The sequence below is a fragment of the Acinetobacter sp. YH12039 genome (genome assembly GCF_013420015.1).
Taxonomy (GTDB): Bacteria; Pseudomonadota; Gammaproteobacteria; order Pseudomonadales; family Moraxellaceae; genus Acinetobacter; species Acinetobacter amyesii.
The window spans coordinates 1-3,690 of sequence record NZ_VOZA01000099.1 but is presented as its reverse complement, the minus strand read 5'-3'; the positions used below and the strand labels follow the sequence as shown (position 1 = coordinate 3,690).

General features: G+C 41.5%; 4 protein-coding genes and 1 pseudogene. 2 read left to right on the top strand and 3 right to left on the bottom strand.

Features of this window, described 5'->3' with window-relative positions:
• Nucleotides 1–262 precede the first annotated feature (262 nt).
• The gene (locus FTT98_RS17425) at nt 263–601 is read left to right on the top strand and encodes a tRNA-binding protein (protein WP_180042366.1); all 339 of its coding nucleotides are present in this window, start codon (nt 263–265) and stop codon (nt 599–601) included.
• 84 nt (nt 602–685) lie between these two features.
• On the opposite strand, the gene lnt is transcribed toward FTT98_RS17425, so the two are convergent.
• Both lnt and FTT98_RS17415 read right to left on the bottom strand, forming a co-directional pair.
• Nucleotides 686–2,245, bottom strand: coding sequence for an apolipoprotein N-acyltransferase (gene lnt / locus FTT98_RS17420; protein ID WP_180177604.1), 1,560 nt, complete (start codon nt 2,243–2,245; stop codon nt 686–688).
• Nucleotides 2,242–3,081 carry an HlyC/CorC family transporter gene (locus FTT98_RS17415; protein WP_078189781.1) on the bottom strand — a complete coding sequence of 280 codons (840 nt, stop codon included), beginning with the start codon at nt 3,079–3,081 and terminating at the stop codon, nt 2,242–2,244. Before FTT98_RS17415 ends, lnt begins: the two co-directional genes overlap by 4 nt.
• Before the next feature lie 200 nt (nt 3,082–3,281).
• Here FTT98_RS17415 and tusA point away from each other — a divergent pair, with 200 nt between their 5' ends.
• On the top strand, nt 3,282–3,539 hold the full coding sequence (gene tusA / locus FTT98_RS17410) for a sulfurtransferase TusA (RefSeq protein ID WP_078189780.1): 258 nt from the start codon (nt 3,282–3,284) through the stop codon (nt 3,537–3,539).
• A gap of 44 nt (nt 3,540–3,583) precedes the next feature.
• Here the strand turns inward: tusA and FTT98_RS17405 are convergent.
• Nucleotides 3,584–3,690: pseudogene (locus FTT98_RS17405) on the bottom strand (IS701 family transposase); the annotation flags it as partial.

Below are 3,690 nucleotides of genomic sequence, written 5' to 3'. Positions count from 1 at the left end.
CATGAGAAAGCCCATATAAATGGGTAGAGTACAAGTTGCTGTAGAAGCATTTTTAATTCGTCTGATCACAGATACTTTATAAAGTATTTTAATACTTTTTTGAATCCGTCAATGCGTAAGTCCTAATAACCTTGCTTTGTCCGTTTTGACGCATCGAATGTCTGTTTCACATATCGTCAGCCTGAATGAAATTTTTATAATCTTTACATATCAGATCTTAGATAGTTGGATGAAGTACAACAAAGAAAAGCAAGAGGGAAAAATGCAACAGATCGATTGGCAAGATTTTTTGAAAGTTGAATTACGTGTGGGGAAAATTGTGCAGGCTGAAGTCTTTGAGCAAGCACGTAAACCCGCGTACATTCTCCATGTGGATTTTGGAGAGGAACTGGGCATTAAAAAATCCAGTGCGCAAATTACACAGCTATATCAGCCGGAAAATCTATTGGGAAAATTGGTCGTTGCCGTCGTGAATTTTCCAAAAAAACAAATTGGTCCGATCCAGTCAGAGTGTTTGGTCACAGGCTTTCATAATGCAGAGGGGCATGTTGCTCTTTGTGTGCCTGATACAGAGATTCCCCTAGGCACCAAGTTACTTTGAAAAAGTAGGGTGAACTGGCACCCTGAAAGTTTATCAATAAAAAACCGAGCCAAAGCTCGGTTTTTTTGATCTTTTGTAGCGGAATTAACGGCGTGATTTAAAAGAAATATCAACTTTACGCGGGCGATAAATCCAACCGAGAATCAACAACAAGAATGAGAAAAACAACACAGGCCAATCACTTAAGCGAGTGTAAAGTGTCTCGCCTTGCATGGCAGGTAAATCACCACGCAGTACCGCATCTTTATCCATCGGTGCTTGTTTCACAATGTGGCCATTATGATCAATAAAGGCGGTAATGCCAGTATTGGTTGCACGGATAAACCAACGGCCATTTTCTTTGGCACGCATTTGAACCATTTGTAGGTGCTGATGTGGGCTCGCTGTTCCAGTAAACCAAGCGTCATTGGAAATAGTCACTAGGTAGTCACTTTGACTGGCATTACGGCGCGTTAAGTTAGGATAAGCCACTTCATAGCAAATCGCCGCACCTAAATCATGACCTTTAACATTCAAAGGCTTTTGGTTGTTTGCACCACGTGAAAAGCCACTCATCGACGGGTCATTTTGTAGGGCAGGTAGTACCCAACTTAACATCCCTGAAAGCGGAATGTATTCACCAAAGGGGACTAGACGTTGCTTCTTGTATAGACCAGAAGATTCATCACCAGTTGCCATGATGGTGTTGTAATACATAGGGTGTTGGTTTTGCTGTGATTCTGCCAAATCCCAATAGGGAATACCTGTCACCCAAGCCGTACCTGTTTTATTGGCTTGGACTTTCATCGCATCCAAAAACGGCTCAATATCGGTTTGGAACATTGGAATGGAGGATTCTGGCCAAACAATGACATCACGGCCCCATTCGGTCCGACTTAATGACGCATATTTCATTAAGGTTTGAGCTTGGTATTCTGTTAACCATTTTAAATCTTGTGGAATATTGCCTTGAATTAAGGAAACACTCAGCGGTTTTTCATTTTTAGGCTGAACAAATTGCAGTTGCGCTGCACCCCAAGCACCGAGCAAAACAAGGGCAGATGGAACAATCCAGAAGATGCGTTTACGTAGGATTTCAACCAAGGCACAGGCCAATACAATGACCGCAAAAGACACTCCAAAGATCCCGAATAATGGCGCATAACCATCGAGGAATCGTTCAGTAAAGGCATAACCTGCAAACAGCCATGGAAAACCGGTAAAGACCCAAGTTTTACTCCACTCGAAAAACACCCACAGTGGCGCAAAGGTCAGTGGTGTTTCTGGAAAGAAGCGGCGGTAGAGCCAACTCTGAACTGCGGTAAACAGCCCCATCACAATTGCCATAATGGCAATCATCAAAACACTGAGTGCTGAATTGGTATCACCATAGACATGGATCGAGGTATACAGCCAAAAAGCCCCGACAAACCATAAGCCGAAGCCATAAGCTATACCAATGAAAAACGATTGTTTAGGTGCACGTTGACTTAGGCAGGCATACAACAGGGCTGGAGATAAAATTGCCAACCACCAATAATGATAAGGTGCCAGCGACAAGCTGAAGATGGCACCTGAAAATAATGCAATCAGCAAAGGATAGATGAAAGGTAGCTGTTTTTTTTGTTGTGAGTGGTTTAGCAGCTTATCAAAGTAGGTTCTCATTTACGGACAGCTCGGATCAGATGAATGGTACGTGCATCTGCCTCCAAAATGGTAAACTCCCAGTTTTCAAGTTCAATCACTTGACCTTGTAAATCACTGACCAAGCCCATTTCTTGTAGCAGTAAGCCGCCCACAGTTTCTACTTCATCATCTGAAAAATCAGCATCTAAAAGATTGTTAAAGTGTTCAATTGGTGTAAGTGCTTGAACCAACCATGTATTTGCACTTAGTGGGTCTTCATCTGGAATGATAAATTGAGCTTCTTCATCGACTTTGTCGTGTTCATCTTCAATTTCACCCACAATTTCTTCAAGAATGTCCTCTAAAGTGACTAAGCCTGAAGTTGTGCCATATTCATCAATCACTACAGCGATATGGGTTTGGGTATTTTTCAACATACGTAAAACTTGGTCAGAACGCGCGCTCTCGGGTACAAATAAGGGTTGACGCATTAATGCACGAATATCGACTTTGGTGGTCGGTTCTGTCAAAAATGGCAACAAATCTTTGGCCAACAAAATACCGACGACATTGTCAGGCTGGTCTGAGGAAAAGACTGGGAAACGTGAGTGTGCAGATTCAACAAGTACATGCAAAATATCTAATAGCTCATCATCTTCTTGCAAGCTGATCATCGCAGTACGGGGGGTCATGACCTCGCGGATTTTAGTTGCAGGTAAGTCGAGTACCCCTTCGAGCATGGCAACTGTATCGGGTTCTAAGAAGCGACGTGAATCTTGTACCAATTTCAACAGTTCGTCACGGGTTTCTGGTGCAGTGCCCAGCCATTTACGTAAGCCGCGCATGCCCCACGACGGGCCGGATTCCTCTTGCATGATCTTTCCTAAAGACTCTTAATATCTAATAAATGATGATTTTATCATACCGTAGAAAATACAGTTGTCTATTGTTAATGTTGATCTAGATGATGAGCGATCAAGTCATTTTAAGACGTTATCATCTGCATTTTTCAAGCTAACATTCGGTCGTTAGGATTATGCTAAAATAGCCCTAGATTTTAATACTGAGTTTTCTAATGTCTGAGCCTTCTGTGCCCCCATCAATTCAATTAAACACCCGTGGCTTACGTTGCCCTGAGCCTGTGATGATGTTGCATCAAGCCATTCGTAAATCAAAATCGGGTGATATTGTTGAGGTTTTTGCAACAGATAATTCGACCTCTTGGGATATTCCGAAATTTTGTATGCATTTAGGTCATGAGCTTTTGCTTCAAGAAGAACGTCTTGATGAAAATGGAAATAAAGAATTCCATTATTTGGTTCAGAAAGGTTAATTTAAGAGATTGTAAAAAATAATAATTATAGGACTTACGCACTATCATTTATAGATTCTCTGTGGTAGCAGATGATTTTTATCGAGAATAAAGTCATCAATGAAGTTTTTGATAATTGGTCTAAATAATTTCTTCTGCCAACGATATATAT